At 64.6% G+C, this 17,626-nt stretch carries 8 protein-coding genes; 5 read left to right on the plus strand and 3 right to left on the minus strand.

The window, feature by feature from the left end; translation table 11 throughout:
- Positions 1 to 110: 110 nt before the first annotated feature.
- From ACFYWY_RS01150 to ACFYWY_RS01160, 3 genes are all read left to right on the plus strand, one after another.
- Entirely contained in the window at positions 111 to 3,107 is a 2,997-nt protein-coding gene (locus ACFYWY_RS01150) for a helicase-related protein (protein ID WP_389177692.1), read from the plus strand.
- On the plus strand, positions 3,101 to 6,955 hold the full coding sequence (locus ACFYWY_RS01155) for an Eco57I restriction-modification methylase domain-containing protein (RefSeq protein ID WP_389177695.1): 3,855 nt from the start codon (positions 3,101 to 3,103) through the stop codon (positions 6,953 to 6,955). Before ACFYWY_RS01150 ends, ACFYWY_RS01155 begins: the two co-directional genes overlap by 7 nt.
- A gap of 143 nt (positions 6,956 to 7,098) precedes the next feature.
- Positions 7,099 to 12,030 carry a DEAD/DEAH box helicase gene (locus ACFYWY_RS01160; RefSeq protein WP_389177698.1) on the plus strand — a complete coding sequence of 1,644 codons (4,932 nt, stop codon included), beginning with the start codon at positions 7,099 to 7,101 and terminating at the stop codon, positions 12,028 to 12,030.
- A 66-nt stretch (positions 12,031 to 12,096) separates the two neighbouring features.
- Here ACFYWY_RS01160 and ACFYWY_RS01165 read toward each other — a convergent pair whose 3' ends face one another.
- Positions 12,097 to 12,576: an ASCH domain-containing protein gene (locus ACFYWY_RS01165; RefSeq protein ID WP_389177701.1), complete on the minus strand. Its 480-nt coding sequence runs from the start codon at positions 12,574 to 12,576 to the stop codon at positions 12,097 to 12,099.
- Positions 12,573 to 14,621 carry a GNAT family N-acetyltransferase gene (locus tag ACFYWY_RS01170; protein ID WP_389177703.1) on the minus strand — a complete coding sequence of 683 codons (2,049 nt, stop codon included), beginning with the start codon at positions 14,619 to 14,621 and terminating at the stop codon, positions 12,573 to 12,575. The genes ACFYWY_RS01165 and ACFYWY_RS01170 overlap by 4 nt, the downstream gene beginning before the upstream one ends.
- 671 nt (positions 14,622 to 15,292) lie before the next feature.
- Between ACFYWY_RS01170 and ACFYWY_RS01175 the strand changes: the two genes are divergently transcribed.
- Complete coding sequence (locus ACFYWY_RS01175) at positions 15,293 to 15,532, plus strand: helix-turn-helix domain-containing protein (RefSeq protein ID WP_389177706.1); 240 nt, start codon at positions 15,293 to 15,295, stop codon at positions 15,530 to 15,532.
- A 126-nt stretch (positions 15,533 to 15,658) separates the two neighbouring features.
- The gene (locus ACFYWY_RS01180; RefSeq protein ID WP_389177708.1) at positions 15,659 to 16,912 is read left to right on the plus strand and encodes a tyrosine-type recombinase/integrase; all 1,254 of its coding nucleotides are present in this window, start codon (positions 15,659 to 15,661) and stop codon (positions 16,910 to 16,912) included.
- A 168-nt stretch (positions 16,913 to 17,080) separates the two neighbouring features.
- Here ACFYWY_RS01180 and ACFYWY_RS01185 read toward each other — a convergent pair whose 3' ends face one another.
- Entirely contained in the window at positions 17,081 to 17,566 is a 486-nt protein-coding gene (locus tag ACFYWY_RS01185) for a hypothetical protein (protein WP_389177710.1), read from the minus strand.
- Positions 17,567 to 17,626: the final 60 nt, after the last annotated feature.

Below are 17,626 nucleotides of genomic sequence, written 5' to 3' on the forward strand. Positions count from 1 at the left end.
GGGCGCTGTGGTCGCGTGCACGCGCGTCTCTGCTTCCTCTCGAATCGCGACGCTGTGTGGACCTGACCAGCACGCTGCGAATTCGGGAGTCACCCGGGTAGCCTTTGGCCTTGCTGATCAGCAGGTTGGGAGACTCCAGAGTCATGTTCGAACGTGGGATGCGGGTGCGGGTCAGGGACCGCTTGTGGGAGGTCGAAGCTGTCCGCGGTGCTGGCAGCGAGACGTTCCTCGACTTGCGACGGGCTGATGAGCGCCCGGGGCCTCGGCGGTTGACGGTCCTCGCGGACCGGGATCGAGAGCCGACGCTCCGTCCTGAGTCGGCGACGGGGCTGCGGTTCGAGCCGGGTAACCCGGTTCGGCTGAACGAGTTGCACGATGCCCTCGCGCTCACCATGGCGCACGGCCGAGGCGATCTCCTCGCTGTTGAACATGGCCGGATCGACGTCGAGCCTTACCAGCTAGTCCCTGTTCTCGCCGGAATGCGTCAACCGCGCGTACGCCTCCTTGTCGCAGACGATGTCGGCCTCGGTAAGACGATCGAGGCCGGCCTGGTACTCATGGAGCTGGCGCGGCGAGGCCGTGCGGACCGTGTGCTCATCGCTTGCCCGGCTGGTCTGCAGGACCAGTGGGTCGAGGAGATGCGCTTCCGCTTCAACCTGGACTTTGCCAAAGTCGACAGCAAGAAGTGGCTGGAGGTCCGGCGCGAAAACCCGACCACGGTCAGCCCATGGACTGCTGTGCCGTACGCGGTGTCCTCCATTGACTACCTAAAGAACAATCTGGCGGCCATCCACGCGGCGCCGCCGTTCGACGTGGTGATCATTGATGAGGCTCACCACGTGGCCCGGGCGTATGCCGGCGAAGGCCGCTCCAGCGGCACCGACCGTAGTCGACTGGCTCGTGCTCTGGCCGATCACAGCCGTGAGCTATTGCTGCTCTCTGCGACCCCGCACAACGGATACCAGGAGTCGTTCGCCAGCCTCCTGCAGCTGATTTCTCCGCACCTGGCCGCCGATGACGGCCGTCTGAATCCTGACCTGGTCAAGCCGTACATCGTGCGGCGGCTTAAGGACGACGTCGCCCGTGGCGACCCGCCGCAGCCGATCAGCCGTCGCCGTCCGCCGCAGCCGATCGAGGTGCGCCCCACAAGCCGCGAGAAGGAGATCCACACGCGGCTGCGCGGACACAGTAAGCGCGTCCTGCACGCGCTGCGCGACACGGACTCCTACTACGTCCAGGCATTCGCCCTGGAGGTGCTGCGCAAGCGCGCTCTGTCCAGCCCTCATGCGCTCAAGCAGAGTCTGCGCCGCCGGGCGCAGAATCTTGGTATTCCGCCAGTCGAGCGCACCGGTCGCCACCGCATGGATGTGCTGCAGCAGTATCGGGGTGATACCGCGTTGCCCGAAGAAGATCTGCTGGCTGCAGAAGAACTCGCGCTGGAAGGCGTGGCAGCGCATCTGAAGGCAGACGATCTGCGAGAAGAGCAGCGCCTGGTCGCCAAGCTGCTGGAGCAGGTCGAAGCGCTGAGCCCGGGGGACGACAGCAAACTCACTCGGTTGCAGGGCTGGCTGGAAGGCTTCCGTGCCGGACGACGCGGGGAACGCGTCATCCTCTTCACTGAATACCGGGACACCCTGGACTACCTGGAAGAGAACTTGGGCCACGGTCCCTTGCTGCGGGTTGACGGTACCGTTCCGCTCGCCAAGCGACGCGAAGTGCTGGAGAGTTTCTCCCGGACCCCCGGGGCGATCCTGCTGGCCACCGATGCAGCTGGGGAAGGTCTCAACCTGCAGGATGCCTGCCACGTGGTTGTCCACTACGAGCTGCCGTGGAACCCGAACCGGTTGGAACAGCGCAACGGGCGCGTTGACCGCTACGGACAGCAGGACGTCGTAGAGATCAGCTACCTGTACCTGGGCGATACCCGGGACGAGGAGATTCTGCAGCGGCTGCGCGAGAAGCTCGCCACCATCACGGTCCAGCTCGGATCCAGCAGCGATGTCCTGGGCGTCGCAGGCCGCAGCGACGTGATCGACGGCCTCCTGGAGGACGTCTCCCCGGAGGAGCTTGAGGAACGGCTGGAACGGGCGGTACAGCAGGTACGCGAGTACCTCGACCGCAGCGGCGCACTGGTGCTCATGCAGGGCATGCAGAACGAGAAGGAAGCCGAGGCCGAGACCGCGGTCGCCCGTGAACAGGCCCGCTGGCTGCTGCCGGACTTCGACGAGTTCCGCAAACTCGTGACGTCCGTTGTACGCAGTTGCCAAGGCCGGGTCAGCGGCAGCGGCGATGTACTGACCATCGATCCTGGGCCGCTGCTCAAGCAGTACCCCCTGGTTCCCCAGGACGCGTTCCAGGCCACCTTCAGCCGCAGCGTGGCCTTGGACCCGGAAAACCGAGGGATGGCGTTCCTCACCCCGGTACACCCCCTGGTGCGTGCGGTCCTGCAGCGCGTCCGTACGAGGCTGTACGACGAGAGTGCCTCCGACCGTGTCGCCGTACGGCCGGTGGCCGAGGGCGGAAACGGTTGGCTGTTCACCTACGTCGGCCGCATCACCTCCGACGACAACAGGGTCCTGGAAGAACCGCTCATCCCCGTGTTCGTACCCCGCACAGAAGACGGCCGTCCAGACAAGCCCCGCGAGGACGAGGCCGCAGACCTCCGCCGACTCCGGCAGCGCGCTGCCCCGGTCGGCAGCCATGACCCCATTGAGCAGGCCCGACGAGAGATGGCCGCAGGATTCGATGAAGCCGCGTTGATCGGTCAGCAGGAGGCATCCCGCAGGATCGCTGAGCGGGCCGAAGGGGTCCGCGAGCAGCTGACTGCCGACTCCCGTCGACTCCACGCGGACCTGGACCGCTGGCATGCCGCCGAACTCGCCGAAGCCGAGCGCCGCTTCGCCACCGGCCTCGGTGAATCCGTACAGCTCGGCCTTTTCGCCGATACCGGACACGGTGCCTTCCATACCGTCGATGAAGCCCGAACCGCAGTCGACGCAGAATTCGACCGCCGCCGCAAAGCCCTCAGCCGCGGATTCCAAGTCGCCGACATCACCCAGGGCGAACCCGTCGGCTGCATCGTGTGCGTGGAGGCGCCAGCATGCTGAACATCACCGTCGCCGGCACCACACTGTCGACGTACTACCTTTCCGACCCTGCCCTCTTCCTCCGCGAACAGCGCGATCGAGCCGGGGCCGACGACGCAATCGATGGCATCCGCCATGCCAAGCGCGAACTTCGCCGTCTCATTGCCGACATTGATGAGACCAGCACTCCCGGCGAGACCCGCAAACGCATGCTGACCTGGCTCGCCTGCTTCGGCTGGACCTACACCGGCAGTCTCCCGCCCATAGAAGAACCCGTCCTGGGCCAAGCCCACGACCTCGCCGGCGATCAACATGCCGCCCCTCACCTCGTCTCCATCCTCATCACCCCGCCAGGGCAGCACCTCGACGCCTCACCCACCGGCCGCCGCGCCGGAAAGCTGCGCCCGCAACGCCAGGCCGAGGTTTGGGCCCGCGAACACCAGCTACCCGCAGTGCTAATTAGCAATGGCGTGGAACTCCGCGTGATCCGCCGCGACCCAGGGCTCGGCGGCGAAGCAAGCTACCTATCGATCGACCTCGTCGGCCTAGCGGAGCTAGGAGACGACCACGAGTGGCGGGTGCTCTGGGCCCTCCTGCGCCCCGAGGCATTCACTCCAGACGACACCGGCGAGATCCTCTGGAAGCGTGTCGAGGACGCCAGCACTGATGCGGCAACCTCAGTCAGCGAAAACCTCTCAGGGGGCGTGCGCACCGCAATCAGCTCCATCGCCAACGGAGCCCTGCACCACTGGCGACGCTCGGGCCAAGAACCGCCTGAGCCTCGTGCCCTGTTCGCCGACGCCCTCAAGGTCGCGTACCGGCTGCTGTTCGTCGCCTACGCAGAAGACCGTGGCCTCCTTCCCATCGGTACCCCCGCCTACGACCGCGGGTACTCCCTGCGCACGCTGCGAAAAGAGATCCTCGCAGCAGACGCAGCGTGGGAACCCGACGGCGGCTTCCTATGGGGCTCCCTGCAAGCACAATGGGCACTCTTGAGGGATGGGATTGACGCCGGAGAACTCCAGATCACGGGATTCAACGGCGGCCTCTTCGATCCGGGCAAGTCTCCGCTGCTCGACACCCCAGAAATGACGGTCGGCGATACATTCGTACGCAACGCCATCCACGCACTGTCGTGGACCAAACCGGAACGCAGCACAGGTTCTCAGGCCCAGGAGGGACTGCGTGCCGTCAACTACCGTGAGCTTGGCGTCGAACAGCTCGGCAGCATCTACGAGGGCCTGCTCTCGTTCGAACCGCAGATCGCCGAGTCGCCGAAGGCCCTCGCACGCATCGGCCGGGGGCAATCCGCCCTTGTCCAGGTACTCGACATCGATCGGCTGCCAGAGAATGCCGAAGTCCTGGAGTCTTACGAAACCGGTACCTTTTACCTCTTCGAAGCCAGCGGTCAGCGGAAAGGCTCTGGCTCTTACTACACCGCTCGGCCTCTCGCCCACTTCGTCGTAGGCGAGACCTTGCGCCCTCTCGTGCAGGACGCCACCCCGGAGCAGATTCTCAACCTCCGCATTTGCGACCCCGCGATGGGGTCGGGAGCATTCCTCGTCCCTGCCGTCCACCAGCTGACCGAGGCATACGGCGAGGCGCTGGCCAGGGCTGGCGAAATGCTGGACCACAAACTCGATGACTCCGAGCGCGCCGCCTACCGACGATTGATCGTTGAGCGCTGTATCTACGGTGTCGACCTCAACCCCATGGCAGTCGAACTCGCCAAAGTTTCCCTGTGGCTCACCACTGCCGCAGCCGGCAAGCCGCTGTCCTTCCTCGACGCACATCTGCGCTGCGGCAACGCAGTTGTTGGTGCCTCGATTGACAGCTGGGCAGGCGTTCCCGAACCGGCCCGAGGTGGCCGTGTGCAGCGCGGAGGCGCCGCCTCCGATGACCTACAGGGCTCCCTCTTCGCTGTCGAGGAACCTGACCTTGCCTCCCTCGTGCGTGTGCGCCAAGCGCTGGCCCAAGAACCATCGGAGGATCGCCTCCAAGTCCGGGCTAAGGAACAGCGCTTCGCCCGGCTCCTCGACGGTGATGACTTCACCAGGCTCCGTGCCATGGGTGACTGGTGGGTCGCCCCGTTCTTCCACACCGATGCCCTCAAGGGCAACACAGGCCAATGGCTTTCCGGCCATGACAGCATCGAGCGAGGCGAATCACCGCGACAGGACCTAGCCGAGCTACCCTCTCAAGTACGCAAGAGGTTTCGGCCATTTCACTGGGAAGTCGAGTTTCCCGAGGTCTTCTTTAACGCTAATGGTGAACGGCGCACCGATGCCGGATTCGATGTCATGCTCGGTAACCCTCCATGGGAGGGTATTACGTTCAAGGCCGCTGAATTCTACGGTCGTTTTGATCCGTCTTACGTGCTGCTGAAGAAGAAGGACGAGAAGCTCGACCGTCAGGCCGAACTCGATAAACGGCCAGATGTGTCCACCGCGCGAGAAGAGGCGGACACCGTTCTCGCAGGCGTGAAGAGTTTCATCAAGAGCTCCGGAATTTATCGGATGCTCTATGCCCACGGCACGACGTTCAATTACTACCGCACTTTCCTGGAACGAGAATTGGCCATGCTTGCTCCGAGAGGGCGAATTGGCTTGGTCATCGACTCAGGTGTGATCTCTGATGCCGCGACTGCCGAACATCGTCGCGAGTTGCTCGATCACTGTTCCATCGATCATTTCGTTCTCTGCGACAACAAGAACAAAATATTCCCAATCGACAGCAGGGAGCAGTTCCTTCTATTGGTCGCCGGCAAGGGAGGTGTGACCGATCCATTGCCGTTCGCCAGTGGCGTCTCCCTCCTTGAGCATCTCTTGGACCTGGATCGTCGAACCCTGTCAATTTCCAGGACAACCATTGAAGCTCTAGCTCCCGAGACCCTCGCAATTCCCGACACGCGGGATCCGTCCATCCTTGACGTGTTCGCGACGATCTATGCGGACCGCCCTTATCTGCTGGAGCAAATGCCAGTAGGTGGATGGCGAATTGATTGGGGTCGCGAATTTCATCTGAACGATGATCGCCAGTTCTTCGGGGTCGATGGAACAGGAATACCCCTGCGGGAAGGGAAGCATATCCACCAGTACGTTCATAATTTCGCGGAGCCCAGCTACTTCCTAAGGGAAGAGCTCGGTGAGGCGGCTCTGGTGAACCGAGCTAGGAAACGCGCCAAGAAGAAGGATGTGCGATCACTCATTCGTCAACCGGGAGAGGGGGTCCTACTCGCCACCGAACCGCGCACTCGATCGCTTGAACTTCCATCGGATCACTATCGCCCTTGCGTCCGGCAAACCGCAAGAGCAACTGATGAACGTACCTTGATTGCGGCAGTCATTCCGCCTGGCGCGGCGGTTTCGGATAAGCTTCATTTTTTCTACAGGTCATCTTTTGACCTCGGCGGCAATGGCTATCGTACAGTTCTTGATACTGCCGCCATGATGTATATCGTTGCGCTTCTGAATAGTGTAGTGCTTGATTTTATTGTCCGTCGCAAGGTTTCGAGTGCTGTTACCAAGTCGGTAATGGCCACTCTGCCTGTGCCGGATGTCCCGCTCGATGGCGGTCCTGGTGCCGATATTGTTCGACTCTCAGCCCGACTCACCTGTAGGTCTTTCGAGTTCGAAGACCTCGCGGGCGTTCTCGGTGTCGAGTGCGCGCCTCTATCCAGGGAAGCGGAATACAGTTTGAGGGCCGAACTGGACGCGCGTGTGGCGCATCTCTACGGCCTGTCAGTGGAGCAGCTGGAGTTGATCTTCGCCGACTTTCGGCAGAGCGCCGACACCGAGGGAAGTCCGGTCCGGCCCGACGAGGAGTACAAGCAACTCGTCCGGGGATACTTTGGGCGGTTGGTGAGTTGACCTTCTTGGTCCGTCCGGCACTGGCTGTCAGCGCCCAGCACTAAGCTCCTGTCATGCACTGCTTGGGTTCCTGTCGCGGGGCCAAGTAGTCGTACATATGTGCGGCGCGGCGAGATGGCCACGGGGACTGGAGGGGCGCAGAGATGAATCCGCTGGAGCTGGCCGATCGGTTGCGTGACGACTACCGGCGGTTCACCTGGACCACCTATCCGATCGCCGACCCGGGGCTGCGTGCGCAGCTGGAGCGCATGGTGGACGAGGATGCGCTGTTGTGGCGCGGTCCGTATCTGTCCGTGCAGCCGCGCTTCAAGCTGGACGCCACCCTCGCAGAGTTGGCCAGCACCATCGGTCTGACTCCGGAGATCACCGAGGCATTTCCCCGGGTCGAGCGCCTGTTTACGCACCAGGTCGCCGCGGTCACGCGGATCCGGCAGGGCCTCAACACTCTGGTCGCCACAGGCACTGGCTCAGGCAAGACCGAGTCGTTCCTGATCCCGGTGGTCGCTCACGCCTTCGACAACCGGCACCGCCCAGGCGTGAAGGCAATCGCGCTGTACCCGATGAACGCCTTGGTCAACGATCAGGAAGACCGGATCAAGGCTGCATGCGAGGCGCTCGGCCTGACTTATGGCGTGTACACGGGAGCGACCCCCGCTCACGAGCGGACTCGGATGCAGGAGACGCCGCCGGACATCTTGCTCACCAACTACTCCATGCTGGAGTACATCCTCACCCGGCGCGACGACCGTGCTCTGTTCCAGCACGGACTGCTCCGTCACCTGATTCTGGACGAAATCCACACTTACCAGGGCGCACTCGGTACCGAGATCGCCGGTCTGGTCCGCCGGCTGCGTGGCCACATCGACGCCGACGGGCTCGTGTGCGTCGGGCTGTCCGCTACGGTTAGCGCGGGCGGCGACCATGACGTCGACCTGCGACGCACAGCGGAGTTCGCGAGCAGCTTGTTCGCCGCGCCATTCCATGTGGATGCGATCGTCGAGGAGACGGCAGTCCCGCAGCCCGAACCGGACCTGAGCGCCATCGGCCCCGCTCCCCACCGTGAGCAATTGCGTCAGGCTCTTTCCGATGGCGGGGACACCGCCCGCCTACGGGCCATCCTCGGAGACCCCCAAGCCAGCCCGGTCTTAGACCTGCTGCGCGCCCACCTTGCTCAGCCCAGCAGGGTGGACGAACTCGTGGCCACCCTCGCCGCTCTTCCTCAGAGGGCAGGTACCGACCCCGAGGCCCTTGAGGAGGAGGTGGCCGGCTGGTTGCTACTGGGTGCGGACACCCACACCCCTGCCGGGCCGCCCGTCCTCGAAGCCAAGGTCCACCTGTTCCTGCGCAGCCTGCCCACCCCCGTCCGCTGCACCGCCGACGCCGAGCATCTGCTCCTCGACGGTGCGACCACCTGCGCCATCGACAGCTGCGATGCAAAGGCCACCACCGCGCTGGGCGTGTGCCTGGGCTGCGGCCAGGACTACGACCTGGAGCGGGACGAAGCCGATGGCCCTATCGCCCGTTATGTGGCGCGCCGTCTGACCGCCGAGGATCCCTACTCGCTTCCGCAGCCCCGTAGTAAAGGCTGGTACACGGCGAGGCGGTGTACCCGCTGTGGGAAGGGCACCCAGGGCAATGTCACCTGCCTGGGCTGCGGTGTGCCCAGCCGCGAGGTGTTCGTTGCTGTGCCGGATGCCGGTCGCCCGTTGACCCGCTGCCCCGGGTGTGGATACTTGCGCTCCAGCGGCGCGGTTCAGGAGTTCACGGCTCGCACCGCTGCTGCCGTCACCGCCGCTGCATTCAGCCTGCACACGGGCCTGGCGGCGCAGAGCGACGACGAGATGCTGCGTCGGCTCCTGGTCTTTGCCGACTCGCGCCAAGATACGGCCTTCCAGGCCGGTTACTTGCGAGATCGCTCTCGTGCCGTGCAGGTACGCCGCATGATCGTGGATAGCGTCAGCGCCCGAGTCCGCGAAGGACACCCAGCCGCCAGCTTTAACAGCCTTGTCCAGGACGTCTTTCAACGAGGCCAGGAATCTGGGCTCTATCCGGACCCCGCTGGCAAGGACGCCCGTCAGCGAGCGCTGCGGGTATGCGAATGGGATCTTCTCGGTGAACTGGCCAGCGACGAGAGGCGCCCGCCCACCTTGGAGCGCCTCGGCCTGATCACCGTCGGCTATCCCGGACTGGAAGCCCTCGGCGACGACGCATTGAAACCCATCACGGACGACCTGGGCGCCGACGCAACGGCGGCCCGTTGGTTGCTGGCCCGAATCCTCGACCTCGCCCGTACGCGCGGCGGCGTCGGACACGAGCTGCTCAGCAAGCGCCTTGATGCGAAGATCGAGTCCGAACTGATCGAAGCCGGCGCGACCATGGCAGTGGGACAGTCCGTCACCGGATACGGCGAGACCACCTTTAACGTCCCGGGCTCCAACCCACTTGCCATGAGCGCCCGCGGTTCGGCAGCGCGCTTGGCCAAGACCGCCTTCCCGCTAGTGACTGGGTCCGACAACATCGAGCGGGGCGTCCGCAAGGCCGTAGACCTGCTGGCCGAGCACGAACTGCTGACGAGCACCCAGATCGGCACCGGCAAAGCCCGCATACTGCTGCGCCAAGTCCCGCCCCAGGCCATGGAGATCCGGCCCGCCAATGACACGATGTTCCGGTGTCGTGCGTGCCGGGCCGTGCAGCCCGAGCCCTCTCCGAAGAGCAGGTGTGCCACCTTCAACTGCAAGGGCATGATGGAGCCCTGGCAGGGCGATAAGGACGATCACGAGCGGCTCCTCGCGGCCAGCGACGCCCCGCTGATCGTCAAGGCCGAAGAGCACTCTGGACAGGTCCCGCTAGAGGACCGTGAACTGATCGAGGAACGGTTCAAGACCGGCGACCTCAACTTGCTGGTTTGCACCATGACGCTGGAACTCGGAGTCGACCTCGGCCAGCTTCTCGCCGTCATCCTGCGCAACGTCCCGCCGCGCCCGAGCAACTACGCACAGCGTGCCGGACGCGCCGGCCGCCGCGAGGAGCGGGTCGCTCTTGTCGTCACCTTCGCTGGCGGCATGCCGCACGACAGCTACTACTACGCCCGCCCGGTGGAAATGATCCGCGGTGCCATCCGCCCGCCGGCGTTCCTCCTGGATAACCAGCGGGTGATCAAGCGTCACGCAAGAGCCATGGCGCTGGAGCTGTGCGGCGAGAATCTCCCCCAGTGGATGCGTGGGCTCGTCACCGAGGACGAAGCCGGAGACCTGCAGAACATAGACGAAGTGAAGACCGCCCTCGCTGAAGGGCGTGACCGCATCGCCGCCCGGGTGATTGGCGCCTTCCGGCTCGGCCTTGCCCAGGACGACCTGCCCTGGCTCACAGAGGACTGGGCGTACACGGTTGTCGACTCCTGGACCGACGACCTCAGCGAGGCGGTCGAGCCGTATCGCATCCGGCAGAAGGGCCTGATAGAGGAGTGGACACAGGCGACCAATAAGCCGGGCAACAAGGAAGCCTCACGCGCCATCGCCAGCATCAGCGCGAGCCTGGAAGCGATGCGCCGTGGCGACTACACCCGGGCGTACACGCTCTCCTACCTGAACTCCGTCGGCTTCCTGCCGTCATACGCCTTCCCGACCGACACGACCACCTTGGCGCTTGAACGCGAAACGGCGGAACTGTCGCAGGACTCGGTCCAAGCTCTCAAGGACTACGCGCCCGGCCAGCTCGTCTATGCCCGCGGGGCGAAGTGGCTTGTGGACCAGGTCGACTTCCGACGCGCCAACTTGGTGAACTCCGAAGGCGTAGGCGCCCTGGTCCGCGTCAACCTGTGCGCGCGCTGCGACACCGTCAATGCCCCCACCGACGCCCACTGCATGTCGTGCAACAGCGACGAGCTGACCCCTCAGCTCAGCGTCCCGATGCGCGCCATGCGCGCCGCGCGCCGCCAGCGGATCTCCGCCGACGAAGAACACCGCTCCCGCTCTCCCTTCGAGGTCACCCACCACCTCGGCGCCCCCAACACCGCCGAGACCTACCTGTTCGAACGCCCTGGCCTGGTCCTGCACTGGGAACGCGGCGCCGACCTGACCGTCCTCAACCGAGGCCGCATCGCCAAGGACCACCGCGACAGTGAACGATTCATTGTCTGCACTGGCTGTGGCCTGTGGTTTGACGCGATCCCCGGCCCCAAGCCGACCCAGGCCCAGAAGAGCCGCGCCAAGCTCCACGACGCAATGTGCACCAACCAGCGCCTCGAACCCAGCGTCCTCCAAGTCGACCGCCGCGTCGACTGCCTGCAGATCCTGCCCGACCTGGAATCCCTGGACATCCGCTCCGACAACCTGGAGGAATTCCTCGCGAGCATCCGCGCTGCCCTCGACCTGGGTTGCCGCGTTGTTCTACAGGCCGGAGACGAAGAAGTCGCCGGCTTCGACTGGCCCCGCCCTGACCCGGAGAGCGAGGACGCCTCCCTCCGGCTGGCTGTGCTGTACGAAGAAGTCCCTGGCGGGGCTGGCTACCTGCGCCAGCTCGCCGAACGTTTCGGCGAGGTCGCCGCAACCCTCGTCCCCGTACTCGACGGCTGTGCCTGCGAACGCTCCTGCTACGCCTGCCTGCGCTCCTACGGAAACCAGCTCGAAGGCGACCTGCTCGACCGCCGCATCGCCGCCGACTTCCTACGCCACTTCATTGGCGCGCCGGACGTGTCGGGCCTCCGCGTTCCCACGTACTCCGACGCCTTCCACGGTCGCCCTCGGTCCGCGATCGAACGGCGGTTGGCGATCGCCCTTATGACAATCGGCGCCCCCCGTGGGCAGGCTCAATTCGCGTGGGGAGACCGCGGTTCCACTGACGGCAACCCCCGTCCGGTGACCGTCGCCGACTTCGCCTGGCCCGAGGACAAAGTCGCCGTCTTCTGCGATGGCTGGAAACATCACCACACACCCGAACGGCAAGCCTCGGACATGGCAAAACGCGATGCCATGAAGGCAGAGGGTTGGACGGTCCTGGCATTCTGGGGCGGAGAGATTGTCCGCGATGCCCAGCGCTGCGCGGAACAGATCAAGGAACACCTGAGCGAGAACTGAACGTGTAGCGGGCCCGATGCACCTCCACGGGGAGTTACACGGGCCCGCTTGCCTGACCGTTGCCGGCTACGCCATCGCTGGCATCGAGAGGACCTTCTGCAGCGCGGTGTCGGCGGCAGGGTACGTCTCGGTCATATGCCTGAGATCATCCCCCGTGAGATAGCGATAGCTCTGCGGCGGATGGAAGTCCGCCGTCGCCCGAAGCGCACTGAGCGGTACCGGATCGGTGATCCGAGTCGGAGCCTCAAGCGTGATCGCGCTCGCTTGGGATGCGCCGCTCATGTAGTCATCGAACTCCTCCCTACTGATTGCGGTAGCGGAGTGATGGGCCGACCACACGTCGGCGGGGGGCGCGATGTGTACCGCGCTCACCCGGGCTGTCCCCACCAGCGCCATGGTCGGAGCCGTGGCATACAGCATGACTGGCGTGCCAACGGGGACTGCCACTCTCTGGCGGCGTACCTCTACCGTCTTGGTGCCATCCAGGATGGAGTTGGCGAAGCGCGGGTGGACTGACAGCAGCATCGCTCGTTCCAGCTCGTTCACGTCCGGGAGTGACCTTCCTGGTAGACCGCTCGGAACAGCTCGTTGCTGATCTCCGAAAGCGAGATTAGTGGCAACGGGACATCGAGCGATCTAGAAAGCTGGCGCATCCGACGCAAACTCACACGGTGAGGGAAGATCTCGGTATCGGAGAAGCGCAGAGCCATGGCAAGGCCGGTCTTCTTGTCGGCGACGTCCCGGACTTCATTACGGCCGTAGACTCCAAGGTGCTCAAAACGCTCGAACAGCGCGTCCGCGTCGTCGACAACCACCTCGTCGAGACGCGAGCACCCCACTGCCTGCTGCCCCGACACCCCTTCGCTCATGTACCAGAGCAGCCGGGCGGGTACTCGCTCACCCCGGTGACCGGGAGAGCGGTAGTACACATGCTCTCGGCTCATCCCGAGCGCGTCACCCCTGGGGAGCAGCGTCGGCGGGACATTGAAGAGCGATGATGACCAGCGCGGCTCGATCGGCACGAGGAACGATGGGAGCAGCGCGTCGGTGATCTTCGCGGGCCACCAGGCAACTTCGGCTGAGGAGGCCACAGTGGCTGGAAGACCCGGCCCCAGCGCAGGGATATCGCGCCCTGCCAACGAAGCCGCCTTCGTTGCATGGGCGCGGACCGTCTCGGCTGTGCCGCAGACATCGACGACGAGGGCAACCAAGCCCTCGTCGTCCTGGACGAACCCGTCTTCGGCAGCGGCAGCTTGGGCAGACGGTGAGACGTGCTTGTCGGTGATCTTCAGCACGCGCCCTCCGTGGTCCCGGCAGAGCCCCTTGAGGAGGAACAAGAGCTGCCGAGCCAAGGTCTCTTCCAGGGGATGCGTCGCGGTACGAAGAATCGGGACAACAAGGGCGTCGCCTTCGAGCGCCCACACATAGAGCGCTACCGGATGACCGTCGGCGTCCCGTACCAGTTCTCGGCGACACTCAAGTTGGCCGCTGGCCAGCGAGCGGAGCCGGTCGACGAAGGCGGATCCTCGATCGGTGTCGGGCTGGTCGAAGAAGGCCGCCAGTTCGGCTTCGCCGTCGTCGGTAACAGTGCTGGTCCTGAAGGCCGTTCCCATTAGGTCAGCAGGCCGGTACTGCTGCGCCTGCCGCAACTCCTCTACGTGCATCGCCACGACAGTCGGTGGAAGTACCCGGATCTTGGCTACGTCCCAAGCGAGATCGGCCAAACGTGCCTGCACAGGCGCACGAGTGGTGAGCACCTTCGACCCCGCACACGATGCTTCCGCGACGTACTGCAAGAGGCTGATCTCGTCGGCCCGAGCCGGCACTTCCCAAGACTGCGTGGCCTCGGTCAGCTCCTGTAGGCGCCGTAGCACTGCCTCGCCGGACGGCCTGAGATGCCGGAACGTCTGGAGGGCAGACCGCTGGTGCTGCCGTTCCCGCCCCTCCTTGATCTTGTTGACCTCATGGAAGAGATGGGGTGTGACCGTGAGTTCGATCAAATCGGCCAGCCATGGTGCCTCGATGCTTTGTGACTCGTTGCTGCCCTGGGCCGGCGCGAGTGCCCGCAACTCGGCGAAGACTCCGTGGTCCATAGCGACGGTCAGCAAAGCGCCGCTGTCCGCCTCGTCAAAGAGGTCCGGATGTTCGTGATCGCGCCACCATCCGTCCAGTGGCATGCCCTTGCTTCCTCGGCCTGGTGCCTCCCCACGAGGGACGAAACCAAGGCTGCTCCACATGCGGCTGAGTTTGTAGTCCCGGCGGCACTTCGCTCGGATTCCGAACCTGTCGCGGTGGCGGGCGGTGATCTCCTCCACCAGCCTGCGCGCGATCCCGCGTTTCCGGTGACTCTCATCGACGCACAGATGCGTCAATTGGACGTGGTGATGCTTTCGCTTCGGCAAGGAGTAGAGGGCGTAGCCCACGAGCTTGTCGTCCTCGAACGCAGCAAGTAGCGTCCTGCGCTCAGCCGCCTGTAGGTACACCGGCGGCGCAAGCATCCCAAGTGTCTTTGTGTTCTGATCGCCCAGTGCCACGATGGTGTCAATCAGCTGGGTCTCGTCAGCTCCCACCTGCCTGACGGTTACAGTCACGTACTCCCCCCTCACATTGCGTTGTCGAGATCACAGTCTGGACTCCCGCGTTGATGAGCGCTAGGAGTTCGCTGATTGCAAGCACCTTGCGGCCGCCGTGGTCGACGAGGCTCGCCGGTCGGCCGCCCGCTGCCACGCGGCAACGAGCCGAGGACGAACTTGCTTAGGAGATACGGGCGATCCGCACCACCTCGCGCGGCGCCTGCGGCGTCCTGGTGTGCACGCAACGCTCCAGCGGGGCGGCCGGGGGGCGTAGCGCGACGACGCCCTAGCTGGCGCGCGAGCCACGGAGGCCCCGTTCGCCGAGGAGCCCGATGGATGCAATGGCGATCGAAGCCTTCCCAGCTGTGCTGTGCCGGTTGTCCCCTACACCGGTTGGGCAGCGCCATCATCACCACGGCGCGTGAGCAAGGTTCGGGCAGCGTACGTCTGCCAGCGCAAGTCCCGCTGTCTCGAACGGCAGCAGACGATGGCCGTCCACCTTGCGTTATCACGACGGGGCAGCCGAGCCAAATTGCTGATTCTCCGGATTCTGATCCTGCTCGCCGGCAGTTATTCGTGCCGCTTCGCTGCGCGGTAGGCGGGAGGACGGAACGTCCGCTGCTTGGGCAGCGCTTACCCGGAGACATGCGATGCGTAACCAGCCAAAGCCTGCCGTTGAGGCTGCCTTCTTGAATGTTCAGAACGCTGCGCAGTACATGGGCATCTCGGTGAACACTCTCTACGTCTGGCGCCATCGTCGGCAAGGGCCGCCCAGCTTCCGGATGGGGCCCGGCGGAAGGGTCATGTACCGCCGGGACCTGCTCGATGCGTGGCTCAGCGAACAGCAACAGGCGGACTCGCGATCGAACCCGGCTCTCAACCCGCTGAACAAGGCCCCGCAGCAGCGTGAACGGCGCCGGGCTGCCTGACCTGGGAAACCGCTCTGAAAAGTTCAGCAGCACTCGGAATTTCATGCACACGGACATCGTCTGTGTGTCTGATCGCGACGCAGATCGCGCCGAGAGAACCATGGCGAGGCTGAGGGCAAGACAAGTATGGCGGGTTACATCGAAGACCGGTGGCTTAAGAAGCGGCTGAACAAGGAGACGGGCAAGCGCGAACGCACTGCCCTGTGGGGCAAGTGCACGCGCTACCGCGTCAAGGGGATACCGGGGGTCCGCGACCGGTCATTCGACACGGTCGCGGACGCCAAGGCGTGGCTGGCCGAGACGCAGACCGACTCACGGCGAGGAGACTTCGTCGACGGGCGCGATGGTGCGATCAGCCTTCGTGAGTACGTCGAGAAGCACTGGTGGCCCTCCCAGGTGCATCCCGCTCAGACGTTGGAAAGCATGAAATACCGAATCTGGGGGCAAGTGCTGCCGCAACTCGGGGAGTTGGCGCTCAAGGACATCGGCGTCGCGGAGCTGCGCAAGTGGTCGGCCGATGTGCAGCGGGGGGTGGCATCGAGCACGGCCTACGTCGCATGGGTGTACCTGAAAGCGATCATGCAAGCCGCGGTCGAGGACAAGCGGCTGTACCGCAACCCGTGCAAGGGCAACAGCTCGATCAAGCCGCCGAAGAAGCCGGAACGCAAGGCTCGCGCCTGGCAGCAGAACCGTGTCGACGCCGCACGGGAGGCGCTGGCCGCCCGGTACCGGATCACGGTCGACCTCGGGGTCGGGTGCGGACTCCGGCAGGGTGAGGTGTTCGGTTTCAGCCCAGACGATGTCCACGACGGCTTCGTGCACGTGGAGCGGCAGATCCTCATGTACAAGTCTCAGCTGTACTTCGGTCCGCCCAAGGGCGGCAAGGAACGCGACGCGCCTCTACCCCAGGCGCTTGCGAAGCGGATCCTCACGCATCAGGAGCATTTCGAACCGATCGAAGTGACCCTGCCGTGGCTGGATCCCGAGGAGCCCGACCTCGCGCGCGAGGACCGGCGCAACGTGACGGTCCGGCTGCTCGTCTACACAGGGCGGCTCGGCGCGATCAACCGCACCACCTGGAACACCAAGGCGTGGAAGCCCGCGCTCGCCGACGCGGGAGTCATCCCGCCGCTGCCCAAGCGACAGCCGGGCGAGAAGCCGTCGCGTGTGTGGGAGCCGAGCCGCGAGCACGGCTTCCACGTCTTGCGCCATACGTACGCCTCGGTGATGCTCGAAGCCGGTGAGTCGATCGTCTCGCTCGCGAAGTGGCTGGGCCACTCCGACCCGGCGTTCACGCTCCGGACGTACACGCACTTCATGCCGCAGGCCGGCGCACGGGGACTCTCCGCCATCGAGGCGTGGTTCACGGACCTCGGCTGAAAGTCCCTGAGAAGTCCCAGAGGGCGATACCAGCCGCCCGATGCCCGCAAACATGCAGGTCAGAGCGTGATCGCTCCCTGAGTGGGACTCTACCCGGCGTACAGCCCGACTCGTCTGCCCGCTCGCATTTCTGCAGGTCATCATGGTTGTGCGCTGGGGATCTCGCCATCAAAGCTGGGGGCCCGCTGCTTCCAGCTTCTCAAGGACGCGGACTGTGACTGCCGCATAGAGAACATGCGGGATGATGTCTGAGACCCAGTCCGAGGTTGCCCAGGTCCGTGGATCCGTGATTCCCAAGAGAACAATCGGCGCATTCGTGACAGTCAGGGCAAAGAGAGACGCAACGACATAGCGGGAAGCCTTCGTCGGAGGCCAACCGGCAGCCTGTGCCAATGACAGTGCCGTCCCCATGCCCAGCCCCACGGTGTATCCGATCAAGGGGCCAAGGCCGGCGATCCGGTTCTCCAGGATCTGATCGTCCCCGGGGATTCGAATACGGAGCTTCGCAGCAAGGCTGCGCACGGTGATCTCAGGTGTATCGCTGATGGGCCGGCCTCGAAGTGCGATGTCGGCATAACCTGCGATATTGAGCGCGGTCGTACCGGCGAGTCCCGCAACAGCGCCGTGAAGAAGGGGCCGCACAACTCTGATCATGGGCGGTCCTCCTGCTGGGCAATCAATCTCGAGTCGGTGACCCGTACCCCGAGGCTGAGC

This window comes from Streptomyces sp. NPDC002870, from assembly GCF_042888505.1.
GTDB lineage: Bacteria > Actinomycetota > Actinomycetes > Streptomycetales > Streptomycetaceae > Streptomyces.

Excerpts from the sequence above, each read along its gene's own strand:
- ACFYWY_RS01155 (WP_389177695.1), top strand. The coding sequence starts at position 3,101 with ATGCTGAACATCACCGTCGCCGGCACCACACTGTCGACGTACTACCTT.
- ACFYWY_RS01180 (WP_389177708.1), top strand. The coding sequence starts at position 15,659 with ATGGCGGGTTACATCGAAGACCGGTGGCTTAAGAAGCGGCTGAACAAG.
- ACFYWY_RS01185 (WP_389177710.1), bottom strand. The coding sequence starts at position 17,566 with ATGATCAGAGTTGTGCGGCCCCTTCTTCACGGCGCTGTTGCGGGACTC.
- ACFYWY_RS01160 (WP_389177698.1), top strand. The coding sequence starts at position 7,099 with ATGAATCCGCTGGAGCTGGCCGATCGGTTGCGTGACGACTACCGGCGG.